The sequence below is a fragment of the Sphingopyxis sp. genome (genome assembly GCF_965227415.1).
Taxonomy (GTDB): Bacteria; Pseudomonadota; Alphaproteobacteria; order Sphingomonadales; family Sphingomonadaceae; genus Sphingopyxis.
In genome coordinates, this window is the sequence record NZ_OZ245749.1 from 3529976 (window position 1) to 3553328 (window position 23353).

Consider the following 23353-nt stretch of genomic DNA (forward strand, 5'->3'; position numbering starts at 1 on the left):
AAGGACCCCTTCATCCCGAGGATTTAGGCGGCTGACTGGTTTGATCAGTTGGCGAGAACGGGATGTTGGTAGTGGAGACAGTGGTTCGGATTCGGCGTGAGCATGCGTCTGGGAAGGCGATCAAGGCGATCGCCCGTGATCTTCGGTTATCGCGCAAGGTGGTCCGGAAGGCGATCCGGTCGCCGGAGGCGGTGTTCAACTACCAGCGCACAGTCCAGCCTTTACCGCGGATTGGCCCCTATCAGGAACGGCTCGATGTGCTTCTCGAGGAGAACGAGGCGCGAGGTCGCCGCGACCGGCTGCGGATGACGCGTATCCATGATCTGCTTGCGCGCGAAGGGTTCGAAGGTTCTTATGATGCGGTGCGCCGCTATGCGGCGCGCTGGCGTGTGACGCGCCGGAAGGATGCGGGCGAAGGTGCTCCGGCCTTCATCCCGATGACCTTCCATCCTGGCGAGGCTTATCAGTTCGACTGGAGCCACGAGGATGTAGAGATCGCCGGCAAGCCGATGCGGGTAAAGGTTGCGCACGCTCGTCTCTGCGCATCGCGCACACCTTACGTCCGGGCCTATCCGCGTGAGAGCCAGGAGATGCTGTTCGATGCTCATGCTCGGGCGTTCGCTTTCTTCGGCGGCGTGCCCCGGCGCGGTATCTACGATAATATGAAGACGGCGGTGACGAGCGTGTTCGCCGGTAAGGAGCGCGTGTTCAACCGCCGCTTCCTGATCATGACCGATCATTACATGGTCGAGCCGACGGCCTGCTCACCAGCAGCGGGATGGGAGAAGGGCCAGGTTGAGCAGCAAGTCCAGACGATCCGGGGCCGCTTCTTCCAGCCGCGGCTTCGGTTCGCCAGCCTAGCCGAGCTCAACGGGTGGCTGGAGGCGGAGTGCCGACGCTGGGCCGAGCATCACGCCCATCCCGAGCGCAGCGACATCACCGTCGCCGAGGCGCTGGAGATGGAACGACCGGCCCTGCAGCCGATCCTGGCACCGTTCGACGGCTTCCATGAGAGCGAGCACGCCGTCACCGGAACCTGCCTCATCAGCTTTGATCGGAACCGCTACTCGGTCATGTCGACGGCCGCGCGCCGGACCGTGCAGGTGCGTGCCTATGCCGATCGTATCGTCATCCGTTGCGGCGAAGAGATCGTCGGGGAGCATGAGCGCCACTTCGGTCGGAACCGCACCATTTACGATCCTTGGCATTATCTGCCGGTCCTCGCGCACAAGCCCGGCGCGCTCCGTAATGGCGCGCCGTTCCAGGACTGGGATCTGCCGCCCGCGCTGCATCGATTACGGCGAAGGTTGGGCGTCGGGGACGAAGCAGATCGCAGGTTCGTGCGGGTCCTCTCGGCGGTGCTCACCGATGGTCTGGAGTTGGTCGAAGCTGCCACGCGCGAAGCGCTGGCGACCGGAACGGCCAGCGACGAGCTGATCCTCAACATCCTCTCGCGGCACAGCGAGCCGGCGACGCCCCATAGCATCGTCACCTCGGAAGACCGGATGCTGCGCCATCCTCCGGTTGCCGACTGCGCTCGCTATGATCTGCTGCGAGGCTATGATGCAGCGGCATGATATGATCGATACGATGCGTGGCCTTGGCCTCAAGGGTATGGCTGCGGCGTTCGACGAGGCCGTCACCACCGGCCTCCAACGCAAGCGCACCATTATGGAGATACTGACCGACCTGCTCCGCGCTGAAGCGACCCACCGGGATGCAGCCTCGATCCGTTATCGCATGACGGCGGCCAGGCTACCCGTGGTGAAGGATCTGGAGCGGTTCAGCTTCGACGGCACTCCGATCAATGAGGAGATGATCCGGTCCCTTCATGATGGCTCCTTCCTGCCATCCCGGCGCAATATCGTGCTTGTCGGCGGCACGGGGACGGGGAAGACCCACCTTGCCATCGCGATCACCGCCAATGTCGTGCGAAGAGGCGCTCGCGCCCGCTACTTCAACACCGTCGATCTGGTGACACGCCTCGAAGAGGAGACCCGGATCGGCAAGGGCGGGACCCTGGCGGCGCAGCTGTCGCGGCTCGACCTGATCGTGCTCGACGAGCTTGGATATCTGCCGTTCGCACGCTCGGGAGGGCAGTTGCTGTTCCACCTCATCAGCAAGCTTTATGAGCGCACCAGCGTCATCATCACCACGAACCTCGCGTTCGGCGAGTGGCCTACCGTCTTCGGCGATCCCAAGATGACCACGGCGCTGCTCGACCGCGTCACCCACCACTGCGATATCGTCGAGACGGGCAACGATAGCTGGCGCTTCAAAAACCGCAGCTGACCGCCACCTTCGCCGCCTTCAAAAATCTATCTTGCGCTGCGTGCGCCTCCGGTCGGGCTACGCCCGACCTCCGCCGCACGCAGCGCAAGGCTCACCTCAACAAACCCCCATCATATCCGCAAGGGGGTCCTTCTTCGACGCCGATCGGGGGTCCCGTTTGAACGCCGTTTGACACCCTCGGCTAGACGCGCCCCGGCGCCCGCGCGCGCACGAAATTCTCCAGCGCGGCAAACAACATCGCGCGCGCGTCGCTGCCCAGCATCTCACCGGTCAGATAGTCGAACTGGACCCGTTCGCCTGCTGCCGCAGCGCGGACCATTGCGGCGAGCAGCGCTTCGTCGAAGCTGACCTGCGGGCAGCAGGGCGGGGCGACGGCGAAGGGGTCGGGCCAGACATGCCCGATCGCTTCGACCACCAGGCGGAACCGCCGCGCCGCGAGGATATTGCCCCAGCGCCGTTCGAGTTCGGGCATCGGGTCGCGTTCGCTGCGGCGGCAGAGGATGCAATAGCGGAGCGCGAGGACCGCCTGCGCTGCATCGGTGGGCAAGTCGCGAACCAGCGGCTGTTGCGTAAATCGACGGACCAGTTCGCTGCTCTGCATGAAGCCTCCCAAATCGGCGCATTGTCCTTGGTCCCGCTCCGGTGCCGAAAAAGATGCCGGCCGCTATAAAGCATCGCTTTATGGTGCAGCGGCCGGCAGGAGGGGACCGCCCGACTGTGCTATTGAGAATTAGTCGCAAATACAAGCGAAAAAAGAGGCACCCGAAGGTGCCCCTGATTTGAACGGCTTAGGCTGTGGACGAGCCCCCCCGCCGTCTCGAGTCGCTGTCAGTCTTCGCTGACCGGCTTCGACTGGAGCTGGATATAATTTTCGATTCCCATGCGCTCGATCATCTCGAACTGCTTTTCCAGTTCGTCGACATGATGCTCTTCGCTTTCGAGGATCTCGGAGAAGAGGTCGCGGCTGACATAGTCGCGAACGGTTTCGCTATGCGCGATCGCGTCGCGCAGCAGCGGGATCGCTTCTTCCTCGATCGCAAGATCGGCCTTGAGGATTTCCTCGACCGTTTCGCCAACGCGCAGCCGGCCGAGCAGCTGAAAATTGGGAAGGCCGCCAAGGAAGAGGATGCGGTCGGCTAGCTTGTCGGCATGCTTCATCTCGTCGATCGACTCTTCGCGCTCGAAATGCGCAAGGCGCGCGACGCCCCAATTGTCGAGCATGCGATAGTGCAGCCAATATTGGTTGATCGCGGTCAGCTCGTTCTTGAGCGCCTCGTTGAGGAAATCGATGACTTTTTCGTCGCCCTTCATGGTGTCTGTCCTGTCATTTTTCTTGGAATCGGAATGCGCGCATCATACAGGCCCAGGCCCCGTCAGGCCAAGGTCGAAAATGGCGGAAATCCAAGAAAAATCAGGCGGTCGCGGCGACGTCGCTGATGATATTGCGAGCGAATGACAGGCACTGGCCGCATTTGGGTTTGCGACCCAGTTGCGCATAGGCGGCCTTGGCGCACCGCAATTGGCCACTCCGCGCGACGTCGCGCAGCTGGCTTTCGTTTATCGCGTTGCAGACACAGACAACCATGTGCGAATCCTTCTCAACAAGGCTGATGTAGGGATAGTGCGACGGATTCGCAACAAGAAAGATGCGATTGGTTCGCAATCCGAACAGCGACTTTTTCGCCGCTCCAGCCCTTGCCCGAAAAGTGATTCGCGGGCATAGGCGCGCCCATCTTCCCAAGCTGCGCAGCAAAGGTCCGCCCGATGAAAGTGAATGTCTATGTGACGCTCAAGCCGGGGGTGCTCGATCCGCAGGGCAAGGCGATCCATCATGCCCTCGAAGGACTGGGATTCGGCGGCGTCGCCGACGTTCGCGCCGGCCGCTTCATCGAACTCGAAGTCGCCGACAGCGTCAGCGATGCCGATCTCGACGCGATGTGTGCCAAGCTGCTCGCGAACACGGTGATCGAAAACTATCGCATCCAGCGCGCCTGAAGGGATCAACATCCATGAAGACCGCCGTCATCGTCTTTCCCGGCTCCAACTGCGACCGCGATATGGCCGTCGCGCTCGAAACCGTCACCGGCAAAGCGCCCGCGATGGTGTGGCACCGCGAAACCGAGCTTCCCGAAGGCACCGACTTCATTGCGCTGCCCGGCGGCTTTTCATACGGCGACTATCTCCGCTCGGGCGCGATGGCGGCGCGGTCGCCGATCCTGGCCGCGGTCACCGACGCTGCGGGGCGCGGCGTGCCGGTGCTCGGCGTGTGCAACGGCTTCCAGGTGCTGACCGAAGCGCAGCTGCTGCCCGGCGCGCTGATGCGCAACGCAGGGCTCAACTTCGTCTGCCGAACCGTGCCGCTGACCGTCGAGAACAGCCAGTCGCTGTTTACCGCCGCCTATTCGGCTGGCGAGGCGATCGACATTCCGGTCGCGCACCACGACGGCAATTATTTCGCCGACTTCGACACGCTTGACCGGATCGAGGGCGAGGGACGCGTCGCGTTCCGCTATGCCGACGGCGTCAACGGGTCGGCACGCAATATCGCGGGCGTGCTCAACGATGCGGGCAACGTCCTTGGCATGATGCCGCACCCTGAACGCGCGATCGACCGCGCGCACGGTGGCACCGACGGGCTACGCCTGTTCGAGGCGGCGCTCGGGGTTTTGGCCTGAGACCCTATCCTCCGGCCCGGTTGATGCCGGCTGCAGCCAGCGTCCGACCAGCAACAGCACCGTCGGCCAGAACAGGGTATTCCAGACGTCGTGCCAGTGCGCGGGATCGGGCTGAATCGACGAACGATTGATTTCGGCGGTGATGTCGAGCCATTCGCCGCCGCATGCCATGACGAAGACCGCGACCCACGCCGCGATCCAGCCGCCGCGCAGCCGCCACGCCAACCGGACCAGCAGGAATAGCGCCAGCCCGAAATAGATGTGCAGCGCGTCCTTATCGAGACCGGTGGCGTCGATGACCGAGCCTTTCCGCGCCTCGAACAAGGAGGCCAATTCTATCAATGTCATCGAAGTCAGACCTTGGCGCCGAACGGATTGAAATCGGTGCCTTCATCGAACACATCGACACCTTCGCGGCGCTTCAACGTTCCGACAACCGCATAGGTTGCGGGGGTCAGCGCGGCTTCCCAGGCAGTCTTGATGAACCATTGCGACAGCACGACCTGCACCAACTGCTCGGGCGGCCATCCGGCAAGCCCGTAAAAGGCGAGCGGGTAGAAAATCAGGCTGTCGAGCCCTTGGCCAACCACCGTCGACCCGATCGTGCGCGCCCACAGCTTACGTCCGCCGGTCCAGATCTTCATCCGCGCCAGGACATAGGAGTTGGCGAATTCGCCGACGCAAAAGGCGGTCATCGATGCAAGCACGATGCGCCAGCTGTTGCCGAACACGAATTCATAGCTCGCTTGCCCCGGCCAGCCCTCGGCCGGCGGCAGCGACACGACGACCCATGCCATGAACGCCATGAAGGCCAGCGCGGCGAATCCCGTCCAGATCACGCGGCGCGCACGGGCATAACCGTAAACCTCGGTCAGGACGTCGCCGATGATGTAACTGATCGGGAAGAAGAGCACGCCGGCACCAAACGCCCATTGGTCGCCGTTCGGAAGGACGATGTAACTCGGCTTCGACGCGCCGATGATGTTGCTGAGCAACAGGATCGCGACGAACGCCGCCATGATGAGGTCGTAATAGCGGAAATGACGGACGGCCGACGCGGCAACGGGCGCAGGCTTGGTGAAGGCGGTCGGAGCATCGGTCATCGCATCGCTGCTTAACGTGCTTTGCGGCCGGCGCAAACCACGCTATTCGCCGCGTCCACAGACTTGTGCACGCGCCCGTAGCTCAGCTGGATAGAGCACCCGCCTTCTAAGCGGGTGGTCGCAGGTTCGAATCCTGCCGGGCGCGCCAATTTTCTTAGAACGCACCGCATTGCAACAAACTACGGGAACTATTGACTTTCGACTGCCGCTCTGGTCCTAAAATTGGTCCTAGGGGGGATTATGAAGGCAGCTTGGGAGCGAGTATCCGGACATCCGTATCTTTATCTACGTGGTACGAGATATGTTGCCAGAGTGCAGATCCCGCGGGATGTACGTGCGCAGATAGGCAAGTCTGAATTCAAGCGGTCTTTTGGCGGCGATGGCAATGTCGCGAAACGAAAATATCATGCGTTCGTCGCAGAGTGCCTTGGCGCGATAAGCGTGGCCCGCAACAGCAACGGCCGCACAATGGAGGCTCCTGATCCGGCCCCTGTTGCGATCGATCATGCGCGTATCGAAGCTGCTTGCTATGCCCATTTCAAACGCATGGCGACATCGATGCGGGGCAAGGTCGCTGATCCGGTGGGCGAGAACCCCCGTGCTCGACTGAGCAGAGCGGAGGGTTTCAAAGTCATCCTCGAAAGCCTGCTGGATGCGTTTGAACAAGATGCTTGGTATGCGGTGGCGGCCGACGCCATTTGGCTAAGCGAAGAAGTTGGTTGGGACATCGGCCGAAATCATCCGTCGTTCGAGTTTCTGTGTAGAACCTTGTTGCGAGCAAAAATACAGACTTACCGGAATGAAATTAGGTTCATTGAGGTGAACTTGGGCAGGGATGAAAATATCGATCCATTGTTCGGGCCAAAGCCACCGAAATCCTCCGCCGAAAGAAAAAGTCTTGGGAATTTGATAGACAAGTTTGTTGCCGAACGCAGTGGCAGCTGGTCCGGCTCGACCAAGAAGAATTATGTGATTATTATACGCGTGCTTGAGGAGATTTGTGGTCGCGAAACATCCGTAGCAGAAGTGGACAAGGATTTTTGCCGTAACGTCCGATCGATCCTGTCGCGCATTCCCGCAAACTATCAAAAGTTCCCAGCGACAAAAGGCCGCCCAATCGAGGATGTCATCGCCATTGGCGAAAGTCTCGACCTTCCGCTTATTGGTCCCGCAACAATTAATGGCCATCTGAACAAATTGGGCGCGGTGATTAGATTTGGGCGGGACGAAGGTTGGATTGTGGGCAATCCGATGGCCAAAGTGGAGGTGAGCGATCCGGTCCACCCGTCAGAAAAGCGTGATCCGTTCTCGGTTGATCATCTCAAGGCAATATTTGCCGCTGAGCCGTGGAACGCTCGCTATGATCCGAAAGGTGACAACCCATCTCGATACTGGGCGCCCCTCATTAGCCTTTTCACAGGCGCTAGGCTGACGGAAATCTGTGGTCAGTTAGTCGATGAAATGATCGAGGTTGAAGGCGTTTTCGCATTCAACTTTGCTCATCGACCTAGCGACAGGAGCATAAAGGGAGGAAAGAGCCGGATTGTGCCTGTGCATCAGCGTCTGCTGGAACTCGGATTTTGGGATTTCGTTGTCGAGGCTCGTAAGAACGGTCGCAGCCAACTTTTCCCTGATGTGAAGCGCGATCGTCTTGGAAAATGGGGAGACGGAACATCGAAATGGTTCTCGCGAAAAGTCCGCAGTGTCAAACGGCGTTCAAACGGGACCCCCGATCGGCGTCGAAGAAGGACCCCCTTGCGGATATGATGGGGGTTTGTTGAGGTGAGCCTTGCGCTGCGTGCGGCGGAGGTCGGGCGTAGCCCGACCGGAGGCGCACGCAGCGCAAGATAGATTTTTGAAGGCGGCGAAGGTGGCGGTCAGCTGCGGTTTTTGAAGCGCCAGCTATCGTTGCCCGTCTCGACGATATCGCAGTGGTGGGTGACGCGGTCGAGCAGCGCCGTGGTCATCTTGGGATCGCCGAAGACGGTAGGCCACTCGCCGAACGCGAGGTTCGTGGTGATGATGACGCTGGTGCGCTCATAAAGCTTGCTGATGAGGTGGAACAGCAACTGCCCTCCCGAGCGTGCGAACGGCAGATATCCAAGCTCGTCGAGCACGATCAGGTCGAGCCGCGACAGCTGCGCCGCCAGGGTCCCGCCCTTGCCGATCCGGGTCTCCTCTTCGAGGCGTGTCACCAGATCGACGGTGTTGAAGTAGCGGGCGCGAGCGCCTCTTCGCACGACATTGGCGGTGATCGCGATGGCAAGGTGGGTCTTCCCCGTCCCCGTGCCGCCGACAAGCACGATATTGCGCCGGGATGGCAGGAAGGAGCCATCATGAAGGGACCGGATCATCTCCTCATTGATCGGAGTGCCGTCGAAGCTGAACCGCTCCAGATCCTTCACCACGGGTAGCCTGGCCGCCGTCATGCGATAACGGATCGAGGCTGCATCCCGGTGGGTCGCTTCAGCGCGGAGCAGGTCGGTCAGTATCTCCATAATGGTGCGCTTGCGTTGGAGGCCGGTGGTGACGGCCTCGTCGAACGCCGCAGCCATACCCTTGAGGCCAAGGCCACGCATCGTATCGATCATATCATGCCGCTGCATCATAGCCTCGCAGCAGATCATAGCGAGCGCAGTCGGCAACCGGAGGATGGCGCAGCATCCGGTCTTCCGAGGTGACGATGCTATGGGGCGTCGCCGGCTCGCTGTGCCGCGAGAGGATGTTGAGGATCAGCTCGTCGCTGGCCGTTCCGGTCGCCAGCGCTTCGCGCGTGGCAGCTTCGACCAACTCCAGACCATCGGTGAGCACCGCCGAGAGGACCCGCACGAACCTGCGATCTGCTTCGTCCCCGACGCCCAACCTTCGCCGTAATCGATGCAGCGCGGGCGGCAGATCCCAGTCCTGGAACGGCGCGCCATTACGGAGCGCGCCGGGCTTGTGCGCGAGGACCGGCAGATAATGCCAAGGATCGTAAATGGTGCGGTTCCGACCGAAGTGGCGCTCATGCTCCCCGACGATCTCTTCGCCGCAACGGATGACGATACGATCGGCATAGGCACGCACCTGCACGGTCCGGCGCGCGGCCGTCGACATGACCGAGTAGCGGTTCCGATCAAAGCTGATGAGGCAGGTTCCGGTGACGGCGTGCTCGCTCTCATGGAAGCCGTCGAACGGTGCCAGGATCGGCTGCAGGGCCGGTCGTTCCATCTCCAGCGCCTCGGCGACGGTGATGTCGCTGCGCTCGGGATGGGCGTGATGCTCGGCCCAGCGTCGGCACTCCGCCTCCAGCCACCCGTTGAGCTCGGCTAGGCTGGCGAACCGAAGCCGCGGCTGGAAGAAGCGGCCCCGGATCGTCTGGACTTGCTGCTCAACCTGGCCCTTCTCCCATCCCGCTGCTGGTGAGCAGGCCGTCGGCTCGACCATGTAATGATCGGTCATGATCAGGAAGCGGCGGTTGAACACGCGCTCCTTACCGGCGAACACGCTCGTCACCGCCGTCTTCATATTATCGTAGATACCGCGCCGGGGCACGCCGCCGAAGAAAGCGAACGCCCGAGCATGAGCATCGAACAGCATCTCCTGGCTCTCACGCGGATAGGCCCGGACGTAAGGTGTGCGCGATGCGCAGAGACGAGCGTGCGCAACCTTTACCCGCATCGGCTTGCCGGCGATCTCTACATCCTCGTGGCTCCAGTCGAACTGATAAGCCTCGCCAGGATGGAAGGTCATCGGGATGAAGGCCGGAGCACCTTCGCCCGCATCCTTCCGGCGCGTCACACGCCAGCGCGCCGCATAGCGGCGCACCGCATCATAAGAACCTTCGAACCCTTCGCGCGCAAGCAGATCATGGATACGCGTCATCCGCAGCCGGTCGCGGCGACCTCGCGCCTCGTTCTCCTCGAGAAGCACATCGAGCCGTTCCTGATAGGGGCCAATCCGCGGTAAAGGCTGGACTGTGCGCTGGTAGTTGAACACCGCCTCCGGCGACCGGATCGCCTTCCGGACCACCTTGCGCGATAACCGAAGATCACGGGCGATCGCCTTGATCGCCTTCCCAGACGCATGCTCACGCCGAATCCGAACCACTGTCTCCACTACCAACATCCCGTTCTCGCCAACTGATCAAACCAGTCAGCCGCCTAAATCCTCGGGATGAAGGGGTCCTTTTTACACGCCGATCACCCCCCGACGGGGGTGCCTATTGCACGCTGATCCTCAACGATGACCTCGATACGCTCGCTGAAGAAGCACGCATTATCGGTTTTGATACCGTCATCATGCCGCTTTTCGTCACGCCGCCGCATCTGCCGATGAAGCTCGATCCCGGTGAGGATGTCCGCAAGATGGTGAGCGGCGTCACCGCGCGCATGACCGAAGGCGACTGGCGTTGGACTGCCGACTATATGAATGACAAGGGCGCGAAGCTGAAGGCGCGCGGGCTTCGCTTCGGCTTTCATAACCACAGCAACGAATTCATCCCGCTCGGCGAGGGGACCGCGATGGACTTTCTCGTCGCGCATACCGACCCCGCGCTCGTTTCGTTTCAGCTTGATTGCGGTTGGGCCGTGGCGGCGGGGGTGGACCCGGCCGATTTCATCCGGCGCCACAAGGGGCGGGTCAGCGCATTGCACGTCAAGGACGTGGCGGCGACGAACGAGCCCAACGTGCTGCTCCAAATGGATCCGGCCGAGGTCGGGCGCGGTATCATCGACTGGCCGAAGCTGCTCGCCGCCGCGCACACCGCTGGAATCGAACGTTTCTTCGTCGAACAGGAAGCGCCTTACACGCGTCCCGCACTCGAATCGTTGCGCGACAATTTTGCCTATCTGTCAGGCGTAGCGGGATGATGCGCTGCGCGCTTCTTCTCGCGATGCTGGCTGGCGCGTCGACCGCTTCGGCGCAGACGTTACCGGTGGGGATGGTCGCAAACCCCTGCGAAGGCCTGACGCCGCAAATCCCTGAACCAGTGAAGGCCTATATCCATACGATCTCGGCGCTTGCCCAGACCGCGACGATTCCGCCGCCCCCGCCTGAGCTTGCTGCCTATCGCCAAGCCAATCTTGAGGCGCGCAAGAATGATTGGGCCGATCTTTGTCGCTACCGCGCCGACAATGCGCGGCTGCTTGCGCTGCCAGCCTCCGGTCGCCGAGTCGTCTTCATGGGCGATTCGATTACCCAGAATTGGGGGCTCGACGATCCCGGCTTCTTCAGCGGCGGTATCGTGAACCGCGGCATCAGCGGGCAAACCACGCCGCAGATGCTGCTGCGCTTCCAGGCCGACGTCGTCGCGTTGAGGCCAAAGCTGGTTCACATCATGGCCGGCACCAACGATATCGCGGGCAACAGCGGGCCGAACGCGGTCGAGGATTACAAGAACAACATCCGCGCGATGGTAACGCTCGCCAAGGCGAACGGCATCAAGGTCGTCCTGGCTTCCATCCCGCCGGCGGCGCGCTTCGCATGGAAACCCGAGCTTCAGCCCGCGCCGCGGGTCGCCGAGCTCAATGCGTGGCTAAAGGCATATGCCGCGGCCGAGAAGCTCGGATATCTCGATTATCATGGTTCGCTCACGACGCGCGACGGCGCCCTGCAGCCCATGTTGACCTTCGATGGCATCCACCCCAATCACGCCGGCTATCAGGTCATGGCGCCGCTCGCCAGGCGGGCGCTTGCGGCACACGAATAGGCTTCAGTGGCGGGCGGGAAGCGCAGCGACGATGTCGACAGGCGCGATCGGCGGCATGGTGCGGACCGTCACGCCGTCCCGCTGCGCGAGGCGATCTATCTTCGTGATCGCGGCAGGGACGTCGTCCATCAGCCGCGGGAGCGGCACGAACGGGCCGTCTAGCGGGCGCAGGAAATTGTCCCAATGCGTCGGGATCACCAGCTGTGCGCCGGTCGCCTGGACCGTCTCGCGCCAATAGCGGTCCACGAAACTGGCTGGCTGAGCGCCGAGCCCGCCGATTGCGAGGAAGACAATGTCCGCTTTCACCCCGCGATACATGCCCGGCAGAAAATTGGCGCTGGCGTGGACCAGAATGCGCAGCCCCCTATGTTCGACCAGATATGCGTAGGTTCCACCATTTTTATAATCTTGTGCGGTCGCGGGCGGATGGATTGGTCCCGTGATCACACCGGGAATGCGGTCGCCCGGTGAATGAAGCGATCGAAAGACGGTGACGCGAAAATCGCCGGCGTTGAAGCTCTCGCCCGGCTTGACCAGCCGTGTACGTTCGGCGGCGACGCCGCCACCGAATGCGATCTGTTGCGTCGAAGGCGAGCCGACGATTGTTGCGCCTGTTCGCCGTGCGATCGCAGCAGCGTCGAGGCTGTGATCGTAATGCGAATGGGTAACGAACAGCAGGTCGATCTTGCCGACCCTCGCGCGCGTCAGCGCGTCATCGATCCGAGTGGCGTCGGGGCTGATCGTACCGAACAGCACATCGCGCATGCCCGGGCGCGACAGAAACGCATCGATCATCACGGCATGGTCGCCGTCTCGCAGGAGCAGGGTGGTCGCGCCAAAGAACTGCGCCCGCAATGCCGACGACGGCGACATTGCGACGGGCAGTTGCCGCGATACCGGTGGTGCGTCGGGGCTTCCGAGCTGCCACGCAATCCAGCCCGAGCCGCCGGCCATCAGCGTGGCGACGACGATCAGAAGCGATTTGACATATCGCCGCATCAACGATGCGCCCTCAGCTGGCGCTTAACGGAGGGATGATGCGCAAATCTCGTCACGCTCTTTGCATATCCCATTTTCTGCGCGGCACAACAATCGCATGGAGTGGTCTGGCTGTCGGAAGTGGCCCGGAAACGGGCGGCAAAGCGCCCGTGCCGATCGGCAAAGCCGGTTCTGTTCAGGATGACGGATTAGGCTGTCAGCCAGGATGAAGAGGGCTGCATCCGGGGTCACGGGAACCCGAGACATTCTCCGTTTCGTCGAGGCGCACCGGATGTTTCACTTGGTGGCGCTTTTGTTCAGCTCGGCATCGATCTCGCGGATCTTCGCGAGGAACCTCGGGTCGCGGATCGTGCCATATTTCTGCGCGAAGGCGCTTTCGGGCATCCCGTCCTCGAGGCGCATCAGGCTGGCCGGCACAATATCGTTCGTGCCGATCTTCGACATTTTGGCAGCCATCGATCGCGCGCGGTCCGGATCCATTGCCGCCTGCGCCATCAAAAAGCCCGACCGGTCTGCCGCGAGGTCGAGGAAGGAAAATCCGGTTGGATCGCCCTCGGCAAATTGCGACAATTTCGAAACGCTGTCCGAAAGCTCTTTCCATTCGCCCATCGCCTGGCTGAACCGCGCGCCGGCCGTTACCGCCAGCGCTGCGGACAGCGCCCAATGTTTGGACAGGTCGAAGCGCCCGTTGAGTTTCAGCGCGAAAGGTCCCTTGGCGCAGTCCCTGGTGTCTTCGTCGACCAGCCCGGCGAGCTCGCCGACCCGCGGCGAGACGGTGAACATGGCAAGGGCGACGAAGGCGGCCCGATTGGACGCCACGGTCGCGGTGTCGGCGCTTTCGGCCGGGAACGCTCTTTGCACGGCTATCGCCAGATCGTCGGTCGGCTTTTTGGTCTGCAAGGCTGTCAGTCGGCAATAGACCTTGATGACGGTCGCGCCATCAAGGCCGCCGCGAGCGCCAGCGAACTGGTCAACGATGCCGCTTTTGAGCGGCAAATGGACTTTGGCTATGGCCTCGTCGCCCTTGATTTCGGAGCTTTGAACCAGCGTGTCGAGCGGCGGGACATTCGCGCCGCGCAGATTGATTGCCAGCCGCACGCCTTCGAGCAAAAAGCGGCTGATACCCGCCGGGAACGACACCGATCCCACCGTCAGATAGACTTTGGGAAATCCCGTCTTGCTTCCCTGGCTGACCAGGCGGGCGTTGAGCCACCGGCCGAAGAACAGCCTGTGGCTTCCCGCCACATTCAGCGTCTTGCCGTCGATCCTGACCAGCAGGCGATCCGGTTTGAATCCGTCGCTCGCCAACGTGCCGACGGCGGCCAGTTGCTCGCGCGTCAGGCGTATCTCGACCGCCTGCTTGCCTGGCAGGCGTTGCGTGCGCGCCGCGCCGATCGCCTGCTTGATCGCGCTGGCCTGCTCGGCTCCGGGCGGGCCGGGCTGCGCGACCAGCGGATGCCGGTCGGTGAACAGGAGCGTGAGGGCCAGGACCACCAGCATGATCGCGGCCAGCCATCGGACAAGCCGGCGTCTCGAGCGCCGCTTGTCGGGTATCCGCGATGATCGCCGTTTCAAAATGTCCGGCACCTTTTCGCGTCAGCCTGAGCCGTGACTCTAGGTCGCCTCCCGAGCAAATTCAACGCTCAAGGGGGAATCCGCAAGGGACCAAGGCCAATCGTCGCAACAGATCGGCAAAACGCCGACGGATGCCGAAATCGTCCCGAAGCGTCAGGCTGGGGGTTCCAGTTCGATCCGCTTCAGCTTTCGCGCCTTCTGCTCATGCTTGACCGCGGCCTCGCGTAACCGCAGCGCCAGGAACGGGTCGTCGGTCGCGTTCGCCTTCAGCCGCGCGACGCGCGCAAGCTGCTCATAATAGATGGAGTCGCGAATCTGGTCCATTCGGGGACAGGTATCACGATGCTGTCATAAAGGGGCTAGCGCAATTCCGCCGATCTTTTCCCGAATCGGGGCAGATCGGCGCGCATCGCGTGTGATCGAAATTTTCGATCAAAGAGGCGGATATTTTCGCTTTTCGCACTGCAACATATATGGCTAGGGGGAGCGTCCAACAACAAAAGGAACTCTCCCGCATGTCCGTTCTGAACACGATCATCAAACCCTTTAACGCGACCGCATACAAGGACGGCAAGTTCGTCGATGTCAGCGACGAGAGCGTCAAGGGCAAGTGGGCGGTCTTCTTCTTCTATCCGGCCGACTTCACGTTCGTCTGCCCGACCGAACTCGAGGATCTGGCCGACATCTATCCGACGCTCCAGAAGATGGACGTCGAGGTTTATGCCGTGTCGACCGACACGCATTTCAGCCACAAGGCCTGGCACGACACCTCGCCGGCGATCGGCAAGATCAACTATTATATGGTCGGCGACCAGAACCACGCGCTGTCGAACAATTTCGACGTTCTGCGTCCGGGCGTCGGCCTTGCCGACCGCGGCACCTTCGTCCTCGATCCCAACGGCGAAATCCAGCTGCTCGAAATTACCCCCGAGGGTGTGGGCCGCAACGCCGCCGAACTGCTGCGCAAGATCAAGGCGCTGCAATATTGGGTCAGCCACCCGGGCGAAGTGTGCCCCGCGAAGTGGGAAGAGGGCGCCGAGACGCTGGCGCCTTCGCTCGATCTCGTCGGCAAGATCTGAGCGATCGTAGAATGCCGCGTGCCCTTGCAAAGGCACGCGGCAAATTGACACGCGTCATTGCGAGCGAAGCGAAGCAATCCCCAGCCTGAAACCTAGCACAAGGCCGATGACTGGGGATTGCCGCGTCGCTTCGCTCCTCGCAATGACGATCCCGATACAAGCAGGATCTCTCCCCATGCTCGACGTCAATCTGAAGCAACAGCTTCAAGGCCTCCTCACGAATCTTCGTGAGCCGATCGAACTGCTCTCGTCGCCGGGCGACGGGCCGAAGTCGGCCGAGTTGGTGGATCTGCTCGACGATATCGCCGCGCTGTCGGACATGGTCAGCGTGTCGCAGACCGACGACGACGTGCGCCGCCCCAGCTTCCTGATCCGACGCGTCGGCGATCCGGACGTGGCCGTTCGCTTCGCCGGCATCCCGATGGGGCATGAATTTACCTCGCTCGTCCTCGCGCTGCTGCAGGTCGGGGGCCATCCCCCCAAGACCGCGCCCGAGCTCCTCGAACAGATTGCCGCGCTCGATGGCCCCTTTCACTTCGAAACCTATTTCTCGCTGTCGTGTCAGAATTGCCCCGACATCGTGCAGGCTTTGAACCTGATGAGCGTGATCAACCCGCGCATCACCCACACCGCGATCGATGGCGGACTGTTCCAGGCCGAGGTCGAGGATCGCAAGATCATGGCGGTGCCGACGATCTTCCTGAACGGCGAGAATTTCGGCCAGGGCCGGATGGAACTCGAACAGATTCTCGCGAAGCTCGACAGCGGCGCCGATGCGAAGGCGGCGGAGAAGATCGCCGCGAAGGACGCGTTCGATGTGCTCGTCGTCGGCGGCGGTCCCGCTGGCGCCGCGGCCGCCATCTATGCGGCGCGCAAGGGCATCCGCACCGGCATCGCCGCCGAGCGCTTCGGCGGGCAGGTGCTCGATACGATGGCGATCGAAAATTTCATCTCGGTCCAGCACACCGAAGGCCCGAAGCTGGTCGCGCAGCTTGAGCAGCACGTCAAAGACTATGACGTCGACATCATGAACCTCCAGCGCGCCGAAAAGCTTATCCCGGCGAAGTTCGAAGGCGGTCTCCACGAGGTAAGGCTTGCCAACGGCGCGTCGCTGAAAGCGCGCACCGTCATCCTGTCGACCGGCGCGCGCTGGCGCCAACTCGGCGTGCCGGGCGAAGATCGATATCGCAACAAGGGCGTCGCTTACTGCCCGCACTGCGACGGCCCGCTCTACAAGGGCAAGCGCGTGGCGGTGGTCGGCGGCGGCAACAGCGGCGTCGAGGCGGCGATCGACCTGGCCGGCCTCGTCGCGCATGTCACGCTGATCGAATATGACAGCGAACTGCGCGCCGACGCGGTGCTTCAGCGCAAGCTCGCGAGCCTGCCGAACGTCCGGATCGTCACGTCGGCGCTGACCACCGAAATCCTCGGCGACGGCGAAAAGGTCACCGGCCTCGGCTACAAGGATCGCAGCAGGGATGCCGATCATCAGATCGAACTCGAAGGCGTGTTCGTCCAGATCGGCCTCGTCCCCAACACCGAATGGCTGAAGGACAGCGTCACTCTGTCGCGGCACGGCGAGATCGAAGTCGACCACCGCGGCCAGACGAGCCAGGCGGGCATCTTTGCCGCGGGCGACTGCACGACCGTGCCGTACAAGCAGATCGTGATCGCGATGGGCGACGGATCGAAAGCGGCGCTGTCGGCCTTCGACTATATGATCCGCCTGCCCGCGGAAGCCGAAGCGGCCTGATTGCTGCATTTCGTCATGCCGGACTTGATCCGGCATCCATTTGCGGCGCAAGCTCGGATGGACCCCGGATCAAGTCCGGGGTGACGAGGTTTTATGTCTGAAAAGAAGAACCCGCCCGCGCCGATCCCGCTCTGCCGGTTCGAGGAGCTGGCCGAGCGCGAGAACCGGTTGCGCGAGGAAGCTTCGCGCAAGCCGAAGAAGCGGCCAGGAAAAGTCGATTAGGCGGGCGGCGCGACGGGCCGCTTCGTGTCCAGCCACGCGGCCAGCTTCGCCACATCATCGTCGCTGAACAGCAGCCCCAGCTTGCTGCGCCGCCACAGGATATCCTCGACATCGCGCGCCCATTCGCGCGACATCATCCATTCGACCTCGGCGGCGCAAAGGCCGTGCGCAATCTCTCCGCCCAGCGCGTCCCATCCGTCGGCTTCGCCCAGCCACTGGCGCGCGTCGGTGCCATAGGCTTTGACGATGCGGTCGACCGTCGCGCCGGTCAGGAAAGGATGGGCGAGCTTATACCCGGCCCTCAGTGCTGCGGCGCCGTCGATCGGGAAATCGCCGCCCGGAAGCGGGGCCTTGGCGGTCCAGCGCTTGCCCTTCAGCGCGGGAATATGGCCCGCGAGTTCGTCGACCGCATGCTCGGCGACATGGCGATAGCTGGTGATCTTGCCGCCATAGATGGTGAGGAGCGGCGCGCCTTCCTCCAGGTCCAGGTCGATGCGATAGCCGCGTGTCGCCGATTCGGGGCGCCCCGATCCATCCTCGATCAGCGGGCGCACGCCCGAATAGGTCCAGACGACGTCGGCGGCGGTGATCGGCGCGCTGAAATATTGGCTCGCCCCTTCGCACAGATAGTCGATCTCGTCGGCGCTCGCATGGACGTCGCTCAGCGGGCCGTCATGGTCGAGGTCGGTGGTGCCGATCAGCGTGAAGTCGCGCTCATACGGGATGGCGAAGAAGATGCGCCCGTCGGGGAGCTGGAAGAAATAGGCATAGTCATGTGCAAACTGCTTGCGCACGACGATGTGCGATCCGCGCACCAGTCGCATCTGATAGTCGGGCGGTGCCGAGGCGCGGGCGAGCAGGTCGAGCACGGCGGGCCCTGCCGCGTTGACCAGGCTCTTGCCTGTAAAGCGATAGCTGTGTCCGCGATCGTCGCTCGCCTCGACGATCCATTGCCCGTCCTCGACGCGCATCAGCTCGGCGCGCGTGTGCGTCTTGACCCGCGCCCCCTTGTCGGCGGCGTCGCGCGCGTTCAGCAGCACCAGCCGTGCATCGTCGACCCAGCCGTCCGAATATTCGAACGCTTTCGCATATTTCGGCTGCAACGGTTCGCCCGCGACATGGCGCTTCAGGTCGATCGAGCGCGTCGCGGGCAGTTTCTTGCGGCCCCCGATATGGTCGTACAGGAACAGCCCGAGCCGCAGCAGCCAGCGCGGCCGCAGGCCGTTGCGATAGGGCAGGACAAAGCGCAGCGGCCAGATGATGTGCGGCGCGATGCTCCACAGCGTCTCGCGTTCCTTCAGCGCCTCGCGCACCAGACCGAACTCATAATGTTCAAGATAGCGCAGCCCGCCGTGAATCAGCTTGGTCGACGCCGACGAGGTGCCGCGCGCCAGGTCGCCGGCTTCGAGCAACAGCACGCGCGCACCGCGCCCCGCGGCGTCGCGCGCGACGCCGGCGCCATTGACACCGCCGCCGACGACGATGACATCATAGGGGTGGGCGCTGTCGGGCATGGCCGCTCCCTAGGCCAGACGCAGGGATTTTGCCAAGGGGCGACATCGTATGTGGCCTACGTATGCGCGTTGCATTCGCGGGGCGCATCCTCCAATTCCTCCATGCTATCCAAGGGGACGAGTGTGAGCGTGAAAGTCGAAACCCTGATCCTGTTCGGCGCGACGGGCGACCTGGCGCAGCGCATGCTTTTTCCCTCGCTCTACAACCTCCATGTCGACGGGCTGCTGGCCGAGGGTCTGACGATCGTCGCTTCGGGGCGCTCGAAAATGGACCGCGCGGCGTGTCATGCGCTGGTGCGCGACGCGCTGGCCGACAATCTCGCCGCCGACCGGCTCGATGATGGCCAGATCGCCAGCTTCCTGGGCCGCATCGACTATTGTCCGGTCGATGCGGGGGCGGGCACCGGCTATGACGGTCTCGCTGTTCAGCTCGGCGACCGGCTCGGCCGACCGATCGGCGCCTATCTGTCGACTCCGCCGTCGATGTTCGGGCCGATCGCACAGGGGCTGAAGGCCGCAGGCATCGCCTGCGCCGAGTGCCGCATCGCGATGGAAAAGCCGATCGGGCAGGATCTTGCGTCATCGCGCGAGGTCAATGCGCAGGTCGGGGACGCCTTTGCCGAGGACCATGTGTTCCGCATCGACCATTATCTCGGCAAGGAAACGGTCCAGAATCTGCTCGCGCTGCGCTTTGCCAACATGCTGTTCGAGCCGCTTTGGAATGCGCAGGCGATCGACCATGTCCAGATCACGGTCGCCGAAACCGTCGGGCTGGAAGGCCGCGTTTCCTATTATGACGGCGTCGGCGCGCTGAAGGACATGGTGCAGAACCATATGCTCCAGCTGCTCGCGATCATCGCGATGGAACCGCCCGCGAGCGTCTCGTCGACCGCGGTGCGCGACGAAAAGGTGAAACTGCTCCGCAGCTTGCGCAAGATGAACGCTGCCGACGTCAAGGCGCACAGCGTGAAGGGCCAGTATAGCAGCGGCGCGGTCAACGGCGGTGCCGTGGCGGGCTATGCCGACGAGCTGGGCCAGCCGTCGAACACCGAGACGTTCGTCGCGATCAAGGCGTTCATCGACAATTGGCGCTGGAAGGGCGTGCCCTTTTACCTGCGCACCGGCAAGCGCATGCCCGAGCGCAAGTCCGAAGTGCTGATCCAGTTCAAGCCCGTGCCGCACAATATCTTCGCGCGCGTCGGCGGGGGCAAGCTCGATGCGAACAGCATGATCATCAACCTGCAGCCCGAGGAGAATATCCGGGTCAAGGTGATGGCGAAGCAGCCTGGGCTCGACCGGGACGGCGTGAAGCTGAAGGAAGTGACGATGGACGTCTCGCTTTCGCACAGCTTTGCCGGCGAGCGGCGGCGGATCGCCTATGAACGCCTGCTGCTGGATTTCATCGAGGGCGACCAGACCCTGTTCGTGCGCCGCGACGAGGTCGAGGCGCAATGGCAGTGGATCGATTCGATCCGCGATGCCTGGGCCGAAGTCGACATGGCGCCACAGAGCTACACCGCGGGAAGCTGGGGCCCGTCGAGCGCAATCGCGCTGATCGAGCGCGACGGAGCGAGCTGGCATGATTGAAGCAACACAGCCCCTCTCCCCTTGCGGGAGAGGGTTGCGCAGACTTGGCAGCTTGCTGCCTAGTCGAAGCTGGGTGAGGGGTATGCGGTCGCAATGCGACCGCGCGAACCTCTCGCCCGCAACCCCTCATCCAAGTGCGCCTAATCGCTCCGCGATAAGGCTCCCTATCCTTCTCCCGCAAGGGGAGAAGGGAAGAGATATGTCATGACCACTCTCCATCCCACCATCGCCGCCGTCACCGACCGCATCATCGCGCGCAGCAAGCCCCGCCGCGCCGCCTATCTCGACCTGATGGACCGCCAGCGCGACGCCGGGACGAACCGCGGCAATCTGTCGTGCGGCAATCTCGCGCACGGCTTTGCGGCATCGGGCGAAGACAAGCCCGCGATCCGCTCGGGTGCCGAAATGAATATCGGCATCGTCACCAGCTACAACGACATGCTTTCGGCGCATCAGCCCTATGGCCGCTATCCCGAACAGATCAAATTGTTCGCGCGCGAAGTCGGTGCCACGGCGCAGGTCGCGGGCGGCGTTCCCGCGATGTGCGACGGCGTGACGCAGGGGCAGGCGGGCATGGACCTGTCGTTGTTCAGCCGCGATACCATTGCGCAGGGCACGGTGATCGCGCTCAGCCATGCGATGTTCGAAAGCGTGCTGCTCCTCGGCATTTGTGACAAGATCGTTCCGGGCCTGCTGATCGGCGCGCTGCGCTTCGGGCATCTGCCGCAGATATTGATCCCGGCGGGGCCGATGCCCTCGGGCCTTGCGAACAAGGAAAAGCAGCGCATCCGTCAGCTTTATGCCGAGGGCAAGGCGACCCGCGACGAACTGCTCGAGGTCGAGGCGGCAAGCTATCATGGAGCGGGCACCTGTACCTTCTACGGCACCGCGAACAGCAACCAGATGATGATGGAACTGATGGGGCTGCATATTCCCGGCAGCGCCTTCACCAACCCCGGCACCAAGCTGCGCCAGGAACTGACGCGCGCCGCAACGCACCGGATTGCCGCGATCGGCTGGGACGGCGACGATTATCGCCCGCTGGCGCGCTGCATCGACGAAAAGGCGATCGTCAACGCCGCGATCGGCCTGCTCGCGACCGGCGGGTCGACGAACCACGCGATCCATCTGCCCGCGATCGCGCGCGCGGCGGGGATCGTCATCGACTGGCAGGATTTCGACGAGCTCAGCCATGCGGTGCCGCTGCTGGCGCGTGTCTATCCGAACGGGGCGGGCGATGTGAACAATTTCCATGCTGCGGGCGGCATCGGTTATGTCGTGCGCGAACTGCTCGGCGCGGGGCTGTTGCACGGCGATGTCCTGACCGTCGGCGGCACGATGGCCGATTATAGTTATGAGCCGGTTCTTGAAGATGCGCTCGCATGGCGGCCTGCTCCCGAAATCTCGCGCGACGACACCATGCTGCGCCCGGTCGCCGCGCCTTTCTCGCCCGACGGCGGGATGCGCCTGCTCGCGGGCAATCTCGGCCGCGCGATCATCAAGACCAGCGCCGTGGCCAAGGATCGCTGGACGATCGAGGCGCCGTGCCGGATCTTCGACGATCAGAATCAGGTGCTCGCCGCGTTCAAGGCTGGCGAACTCGACCGCGACGTGGTCGTCGTGGTCCGCTTCCAGGGCCCGCGCGCCAACGGCATGCCCGAATTGCACAAGCTCACTCCGGCGCTCGGCGTGCTGCAGGACAAGGGCTTTCGCGTCGCGCTCCTCACCGACGGCCGCATGTCGGGCGCCAGCGGCAAGGTGCCTGCGGTGATCCACCTCTCGCCCGAGGCGTTGCCCGGCCTCGATGGGGTGAGCGGACCGCTCGCCTATTTGCAGGATGGCGACGTCGTCCGCGTCTGCGCGGTCAACGGCGAAGTCGCGGCGCGCGTCGACGAAGTGATCTGGGCGGCGCGCACCGCCGCCGTCGCGCCGCCGCCGGCCCTCGGCGTCGGGCGCGAGCTGTTCGCCCTGTTCCGCCACCATGCCGACGAAGCCGAAAAGGGCGGGTCGGCGGTGCTCGCGGCGATGGAGGCGGTTACGGGATAGCCGCCAAATCCGTTCGTGCTGAGCGTGTCGAAGCACCGTCCTTCTTTTCGCGACGTCGAGAAAAGAACGGCCCTGCGACAGGCTCGGGGCGAACGGGGTCTGATATTTCGAACGGAGTGAAAAATGACCGACCAGTCCATCGACCAGATCATGCGCCTCGCGCCCGTCATCCCGGTGATCGTCATCGACCGGGTCGAGGATGCGGTGCCGATGGCCGAGGCGCTCGTCGCGGGCGGCCTGCCCGTGCTCGAGGTGACCTTGCGAACGCCCGCCGCGCTCGATGCGTTGACTGCCATGAAGGCGGTCAAGGGCGCGGTCGTCGGGGCGGGGACGGTGCTCGATCCAGCCATGCTCAGCGCCGCGATCCACGCGGGCGCCGAATTCATCGTCTCGCCCGGCCTGACCGAAAATCTCGGCAAGGCGGCGGTGGCGAGCGGCATTCCGTTCCTGCCCGGCACCGCGAACGCCGGCGACATCATGCGCGGCATGGACCTCGGCCTCTCGCGCTTCAAATTCTTCCCTGCGGCGACGAGCGGCGGCATTCCGGCGCTGAAGGCGCTGGCGGGACCGTTCGGGCAAGCGCGCTTCTGCCCGACCGGCGGCATCAGCCTGGCGACCGCGCCCGACTGGCTCGCGCTCGACGCGGTGCTGTGCGTCGGCGGCAGCTGGGTCGTTCCGTCGGGCCCGCTCGATCCGGCCCGGATCGAGGCACTTGCGCGCGAGGCATCGGCGCTACCCCGTTAGTCGTCATCCCGGCGAAGGCCGGGATCTCACCCTCTCGTTCATGCTCACTGGCGAGACCCCGGCCTTCGCCGGGGT

At 63.2% G+C, this 23353-nt stretch carries 24 protein-coding genes and 1 tRNA gene; 14 read left to right on the forward strand and 11 right to left on the reverse strand.

Features of this window, described 5'->3' with window-relative positions; genetic code table 11:
• Positions 1 to 62: 62 nt before the first annotated feature.
• Together istA (ACO055_RS17175) and istB (ACO055_RS17180) are read left to right on the forward strand one after the other, a co-directional pair.
• Positions 63 to 1577, forward strand: a complete 1515-nt coding sequence (gene istA, locus ACO055_RS17175) for an IS21 family transposase (protein ID WP_422059577.1) — start codon at positions 63 to 65, stop codon at positions 1575 to 1577.
• Complete coding sequence (gene istB, locus ACO055_RS17180; RefSeq protein ID WP_095385564.1) at positions 1564 to 2292, forward strand: IS21-like element helper ATPase IstB; 729 nt, start codon at positions 1564 to 1566, stop codon at positions 2290 to 2292. Before istA (ACO055_RS17175) ends, istB (ACO055_RS17180) begins: the two co-directional genes overlap by 14 nt.
• 181 nt (positions 2293 to 2473) lie before the next feature.
• Here the strand turns inward: istB (ACO055_RS17180) and ACO055_RS17185 are convergent, their stop codons facing one another.
• The 3 genes from ACO055_RS17185 to ACO055_RS17195 form a co-directional block, all read right to left on the reverse strand.
• Positions 2474 to 2893, reverse strand: coding sequence for an addiction module antidote protein (locus ACO055_RS17185; RefSeq protein WP_422060057.1), 420 nt, complete (start codon positions 2891 to 2893; stop codon positions 2474 to 2476).
• 227 nt (positions 2894 to 3120) lie between these two features.
• Positions 3121 to 3603 carry a bacterioferritin gene (gene bfr / locus ACO055_RS17190; RefSeq protein WP_422060058.1) on the reverse strand — a complete coding sequence of 161 codons (483 nt, stop codon included), beginning with the start codon at positions 3601 to 3603 and terminating at the stop codon, positions 3121 to 3123.
• A 100-nt stretch (positions 3604 to 3703) separates the two neighbouring features.
• Positions 3704 to 3877 (reverse strand): (2Fe-2S)-binding protein, encoded by a 174-nt coding sequence (locus ACO055_RS17195; protein WP_422060059.1) that lies wholly within the window; start codon positions 3875 to 3877, stop codon positions 3704 to 3706.
• Positions 3878 to 4056: 179 nt separating this feature from the next.
• Between ACO055_RS17195 and purS the strand changes: the two genes are divergently transcribed.
• The gene (gene purS / locus ACO055_RS17200; protein ID WP_422060060.1) at positions 4057 to 4287 is read left to right on the forward strand and encodes a phosphoribosylformylglycinamidine synthase subunit PurS; all 231 of its coding nucleotides are present in this window, start codon (positions 4057 to 4059) and stop codon (positions 4285 to 4287) included.
• Positions 4288 to 4301: 14 nt separating this feature from the next.
• A complete protein-coding gene (purQ, locus tag ACO055_RS17205; protein ID WP_422060061.1) occupies positions 4302 to 4967 on the forward strand; it encodes a phosphoribosylformylglycinamidine synthase subunit PurQ in 666 nt (221 codons plus the stop codon).
• Here the strand turns inward: purQ and ACO055_RS17210 are convergent.
• The gene (locus ACO055_RS17210; RefSeq protein WP_422060062.1) at positions 4929 to 5315 is read right to left on the reverse strand and encodes a hypothetical protein; all 387 of its coding nucleotides are present in this window, start codon (positions 5313 to 5315) and stop codon (positions 4929 to 4931) included. The genes purQ and ACO055_RS17210 overlap by 39 nt on opposite strands.
• 5 nt (positions 5316 to 5320) lie before the next feature.
• The gene (locus tag ACO055_RS17215; RefSeq protein WP_422060063.1) at positions 5321 to 6070 is read right to left on the reverse strand and encodes a queuosine precursor transporter; all 750 of its coding nucleotides are present in this window, start codon (positions 6068 to 6070) and stop codon (positions 5321 to 5323) included.
• Between the two features lie 71 nt (positions 6071 to 6141).
• Between ACO055_RS17215 and ACO055_RS17220 the strand changes: the two genes are divergently transcribed.
• Positions 6142 to 6218 (forward strand) — tRNA-Arg (locus ACO055_RS17220).
• Between the two features lie 92 nt (positions 6219 to 6310).
• The gene (locus tag ACO055_RS17225) at positions 6311 to 7837 is read left to right on the forward strand and encodes a DUF6538 domain-containing protein (RefSeq protein ID WP_422060064.1); all 1527 of its coding nucleotides are present in this window, start codon (positions 6311 to 6313) and stop codon (positions 7835 to 7837) included.
• 110 nt (positions 7838 to 7947) lie between these two features.
• Here the strand turns inward: ACO055_RS17225 and istB (ACO055_RS17230) are convergent, their stop codons facing one another.
• A complete protein-coding gene (gene istB, locus ACO055_RS17230; protein ID WP_095385564.1) occupies positions 7948 to 8676 on the reverse strand; it encodes an IS21-like element helper ATPase IstB in 729 nt (242 codons plus the stop codon).
• On the reverse strand, positions 8663 to 10177 hold the full coding sequence (istA, locus tag ACO055_RS17235; RefSeq protein ID WP_422059577.1) for an IS21 family transposase: 1515 nt from the start codon (positions 10175 to 10177) through the stop codon (positions 8663 to 8665). Before istA (ACO055_RS17235) ends, istB (ACO055_RS17230) begins: the two co-directional genes overlap by 14 nt.
• Positions 10178 to 10350: 173 nt before the next feature.
• On the opposite strand from istA (ACO055_RS17235), the gene ACO055_RS17240 reads away from it, so the two are divergent.
• Positions 10351 to 10920 (forward strand): sugar phosphate isomerase/epimerase family protein, encoded by a 570-nt coding sequence (locus tag ACO055_RS17240; RefSeq protein ID WP_422060065.1) that lies wholly within the window; start codon positions 10351 to 10353, stop codon positions 10918 to 10920.
• Positions 10917 to 11759, forward strand: a complete 843-nt coding sequence (locus tag ACO055_RS17245; protein WP_422060066.1) for an SGNH/GDSL hydrolase family protein — start codon at positions 10917 to 10919, stop codon at positions 11757 to 11759. Before ACO055_RS17240 ends, ACO055_RS17245 begins: the two co-directional genes overlap by 4 nt.
• A gap of 3 nt (positions 11760 to 11762) precedes the next feature.
• Here ACO055_RS17245 and ACO055_RS17250 read toward each other — a convergent pair whose 3' ends face one another.
• The 3 genes from ACO055_RS17250 to ACO055_RS17260 form a co-directional block, all read right to left on the reverse strand.
• Positions 11763 to 12758 (reverse strand): MBL fold metallo-hydrolase, encoded by a 996-nt coding sequence (locus ACO055_RS17250; RefSeq protein ID WP_422060067.1) that lies wholly within the window; start codon positions 12756 to 12758, stop codon positions 11763 to 11765.
• Between the two features lie 276 nt (positions 12759 to 13034).
• Positions 13035 to 14258, reverse strand: a complete 1224-nt coding sequence (locus ACO055_RS17255; protein ID WP_422060068.1) for a hypothetical protein — start codon at positions 14256 to 14258, stop codon at positions 13035 to 13037.
• Between the two features lie 228 nt (positions 14259 to 14486).
• Positions 14487 to 14657, reverse strand: coding sequence for a hypothetical protein (locus ACO055_RS17260; RefSeq protein WP_422060069.1), 171 nt, complete (start codon positions 14655 to 14657; stop codon positions 14487 to 14489).
• 191 nt (positions 14658 to 14848) lie between these two features.
• On the opposite strand from ACO055_RS17260, the gene ahpC reads away from it, so the two are divergent.
• From ahpC to ACO055_RS17275, 3 genes are all read left to right on the forward strand, one after another.
• Positions 14849 to 15412 (forward strand): alkyl hydroperoxide reductase subunit C, encoded by a 564-nt coding sequence (gene ahpC, locus ACO055_RS17265; protein ID WP_422060070.1) that lies wholly within the window; start codon positions 14849 to 14851, stop codon positions 15410 to 15412.
• A gap of 175 nt (positions 15413 to 15587) precedes the next feature.
• Positions 15588 to 17165 (forward strand): alkyl hydroperoxide reductase subunit F, encoded by a 1578-nt coding sequence (gene ahpF, locus ACO055_RS17270; RefSeq protein WP_422060071.1) that lies wholly within the window; start codon positions 15588 to 15590, stop codon positions 17163 to 17165.
• 93 nt (positions 17166 to 17258) lie between these two features.
• Positions 17259 to 17387 carry a hypothetical protein gene (locus ACO055_RS17275; protein WP_422060072.1) on the forward strand — a complete coding sequence of 43 codons (129 nt, stop codon included), beginning with the start codon at positions 17259 to 17261 and terminating at the stop codon, positions 17385 to 17387.
• On the opposite strand, the gene glpD is transcribed toward ACO055_RS17275, so the two are convergent.
• Positions 17384 to 18901, reverse strand: a complete 1518-nt coding sequence (glpD, locus tag ACO055_RS17280) for a glycerol-3-phosphate dehydrogenase (RefSeq protein WP_422060073.1) — start codon at positions 18899 to 18901, stop codon at positions 17384 to 17386. The two genes, ACO055_RS17275 and glpD, sit on opposite strands and share 4 nt — an antisense overlap.
• Before the next feature lie 102 nt (positions 18902 to 19003).
• Between glpD and zwf the strand changes: the two genes are divergently transcribed.
• The 3 genes from zwf to eda all read left to right on the forward strand — a co-directional run bounded on the left by zwf (position 19004) and on the right by eda (position 23278).
• Positions 19004 to 20488 carry a glucose-6-phosphate dehydrogenase gene (zwf, locus tag ACO055_RS17285; RefSeq protein WP_422060074.1) on the forward strand — a complete coding sequence of 495 codons (1485 nt, stop codon included), beginning with the start codon at positions 19004 to 19006 and terminating at the stop codon, positions 20486 to 20488.
• Positions 20489 to 20692: 204 nt separating this feature from the next.
• Positions 20693 to 22534, forward strand: a complete 1842-nt coding sequence (gene edd / locus ACO055_RS17290) for a phosphogluconate dehydratase (RefSeq protein WP_422060075.1) — start codon at positions 20693 to 20695, stop codon at positions 22532 to 22534.
• A gap of 123 nt (positions 22535 to 22657) precedes the next feature.
• The gene (eda, locus tag ACO055_RS17295) at positions 22658 to 23278 is read left to right on the forward strand and encodes a bifunctional 4-hydroxy-2-oxoglutarate aldolase/2-dehydro-3-deoxy-phosphogluconate aldolase (protein ID WP_422060076.1); all 621 of its coding nucleotides are present in this window, start codon (positions 22658 to 22660) and stop codon (positions 23276 to 23278) included.
• Positions 23279 to 23353 lie beyond the last annotated feature (75 nt).

Excerpts from the sequence above, each read along its gene's own strand:
- istA (WP_422059577.1), top strand. The coding sequence starts at position 63 with ATGTTGGTAGTGGAGACAGTGGTTCGGATTCGGCGTGAGCATGCGTCT.
- istB (WP_095385564.1), top strand. The coding sequence starts at position 1,564 with ATGCAGCGGCATGATATGATCGATACGATGCGTGGCCTTGGCCTCAAG.
- ACO055_RS17185 (WP_422060057.1), bottom strand. The coding sequence starts at position 2,893 with ATGCAGAGCAGCGAACTGGTCCGTCGATTTACGCAACAGCCGCTGGTT.
- bfr (WP_422060058.1), bottom strand. The coding sequence starts at position 3,603 with ATGAAGGGCGACGAAAAAGTCATCGATTTCCTCAACGAGGCGCTCAAG.
- ACO055_RS17195 (WP_422060059.1), bottom strand. The coding sequence starts at position 3,877 with ATGGTTGTCTGTGTCTGCAACGCGATAAACGAAAGCCAGCTGCGCGAC.
- purS (WP_422060060.1), top strand. The coding sequence starts at position 4,057 with ATGAAAGTGAATGTCTATGTGACGCTCAAGCCGGGGGTGCTCGATCCG.
- purQ (WP_422060061.1), top strand. The coding sequence starts at position 4,302 with ATGAAGACCGCCGTCATCGTCTTTCCCGGCTCCAACTGCGACCGCGAT.
- ACO055_RS17210 (WP_422060062.1), bottom strand. The coding sequence starts at position 5,315 with ATGACATTGATAGAATTGGCCTCCTTGTTCGAGGCGCGGAAAGGCTCG.
- ACO055_RS17215 (WP_422060063.1), bottom strand. The coding sequence starts at position 6,070 with ATGACCGATGCTCCGACCGCCTTCACCAAGCCTGCGCCCGTTGCCGCG.
- ACO055_RS17225 (WP_422060064.1), top strand. The coding sequence starts at position 6,311 with ATGAAGGCAGCTTGGGAGCGAGTATCCGGACATCCGTATCTTTATCTA.
- istB (WP_095385564.1), bottom strand. The coding sequence starts at position 8,676 with ATGCAGCGGCATGATATGATCGATACGATGCGTGGCCTTGGCCTCAAG.
- istA (WP_422059577.1), bottom strand. The coding sequence starts at position 10,177 with ATGTTGGTAGTGGAGACAGTGGTTCGGATTCGGCGTGAGCATGCGTCT.
- ACO055_RS17240 (WP_422060065.1), top strand. The coding sequence starts at position 10,351 with ATGCCGCTTTTCGTCACGCCGCCGCATCTGCCGATGAAGCTCGATCCC.
- ACO055_RS17245 (WP_422060066.1), top strand. The coding sequence starts at position 10,917 with ATGATGCGCTGCGCGCTTCTTCTCGCGATGCTGGCTGGCGCGTCGACC.
- ACO055_RS17250 (WP_422060067.1), bottom strand. The coding sequence starts at position 12,758 with ATGCGGCGATATGTCAAATCGCTTCTGATCGTCGTCGCCACGCTGATG.
- ACO055_RS17255 (WP_422060068.1), bottom strand. The coding sequence starts at position 14,258 with ATGCTGGTGGTCCTGGCCCTCACGCTCCTGTTCACCGACCGGCATCCG.
- ACO055_RS17260 (WP_422060069.1), bottom strand. The coding sequence starts at position 14,657 with ATGGACCAGATTCGCGACTCCATCTATTATGAGCAGCTTGCGCGCGTC.
- ahpC (WP_422060070.1), top strand. The coding sequence starts at position 14,849 with ATGTCCGTTCTGAACACGATCATCAAACCCTTTAACGCGACCGCATAC.
- ahpF (WP_422060071.1), top strand. The coding sequence starts at position 15,588 with ATGCTCGACGTCAATCTGAAGCAACAGCTTCAAGGCCTCCTCACGAAT.
- ACO055_RS17275 (WP_422060072.1), top strand. The coding sequence starts at position 17,259 with ATGTCTGAAAAGAAGAACCCGCCCGCGCCGATCCCGCTCTGCCGGTTC.
- glpD (WP_422060073.1), bottom strand. The coding sequence starts at position 18,901 with ATGCCCGACAGCGCCCACCCCTATGATGTCATCGTCGTCGGCGGCGGT.
- zwf (WP_422060074.1), top strand. The coding sequence starts at position 19,004 with ATGCTATCCAAGGGGACGAGTGTGAGCGTGAAAGTCGAAACCCTGATC.
- edd (WP_422060075.1), top strand. The coding sequence starts at position 20,693 with ATGACCACTCTCCATCCCACCATCGCCGCCGTCACCGACCGCATCATC.
- eda (WP_422060076.1), top strand. The coding sequence starts at position 22,658 with ATGACCGACCAGTCCATCGACCAGATCATGCGCCTCGCGCCCGTCATC.